This window comes from Hansschlegelia beijingensis, assembly GCF_045505405.1.
In the GTDB taxonomy this organism is placed as follows: Bacteria; Pseudomonadota; Alphaproteobacteria; order Rhizobiales; family Methylopilaceae; genus Methylopila; species Methylopila beijingensis_A.
This window is the reverse complement of sequence record NZ_JBJKEX010000631.1, coordinates 1-889: the sequence shown is the minus strand read 5'-3', so window position 1 is coordinate 889 and position 889 is coordinate 1. Positions and strand designations below refer to the sequence as shown.

1 pseudogene is annotated in these 889 nt (G+C 67.8%); it reads left to right on the top strand.

Annotated elements, in window-relative coordinates:
* Window positions 1-46: 46 nt before the first annotated feature.
* Window positions 47-808 (top strand): annotated as a pseudogene (locus ACIKT0_RS19270) (ABC transporter permease); the annotation flags it as partial.
* Window positions 809-889: the final 81 nt, after the last annotated feature.

The window sequence follows — 889 nt, the reverse complement described above, 5'->3', positions numbered from 1 at the left end:
GACAATCGCAGAGTTTTTAGAAGCTGACTTCCCCAAGTACGGGCTTGTGTTGATCGACGAAGTCGAAACATCTTTACACCCTCGAGCTCAGAGAAGGTTGGTGAGAGATCTAGCCGAAAGGTGGACGGCGCTCGGCGGCTCGCTCGAGCAGTGGCCGCATCTGCTCGCCTATGTGCTGCCGGACGCCGTCCAGGAGACGGCGACGCTGCTCGTCGGCGTCGGCCTGTTCGTCGCGGCGGTCGGCTGCGGCACGGCCTGGCTGGTCACCGCCTATGACTTCCCCGGGCGGCGCGCGCTGGAATGGCTGCTGCTGCTGCCGCTCGCGATCCCGACCTATGTGGTCGCCTTCGCCTATCTCGACATGCTGCATCCGGTGGGGCCAGTGCAGAGCGCCGTGCGGGCGCTGCTCGGCTATGAGAGCCCGCGCGAGTTCCGCCTGCCCGACATCCGCTCGATGACGGGCTGCATCCTGCTGCTCGGGCTCGTGCTCTACCCTTACGTCTATCTGTCGGTGCGGGCGGTGTTCCTCACCCAGTCCGCCGGCCTGCTCGAGGCCGCGCGCACGCTGGGCGCCTCGCGGCGCGAGGCGTTCTGGCGAGTGGCGCTGCCGCTCGCCCGGCCGGGGATCGCGCTCGGGGTCAGTCTCGCCCTCATGGAGGCGCTGAACGACATCGGCGCCTCGGAATTCCTCGGCGTCCGCACCATCACGGTCACGATCTACACCACCTGGATCACCCGTTCCGACCTCGCAGGCGCGGCGCAGATCGCGCTCGTCATGCTCGCGCTGGTCTCGGCGCTGGTGGCAGTCGGCGTCACGGCGTAGCCGACCATCTCCTGCGCGAGCTGGCCGGGAAGGTCGATCTCGACCCTGTTCACGGTGCGGAGCGTC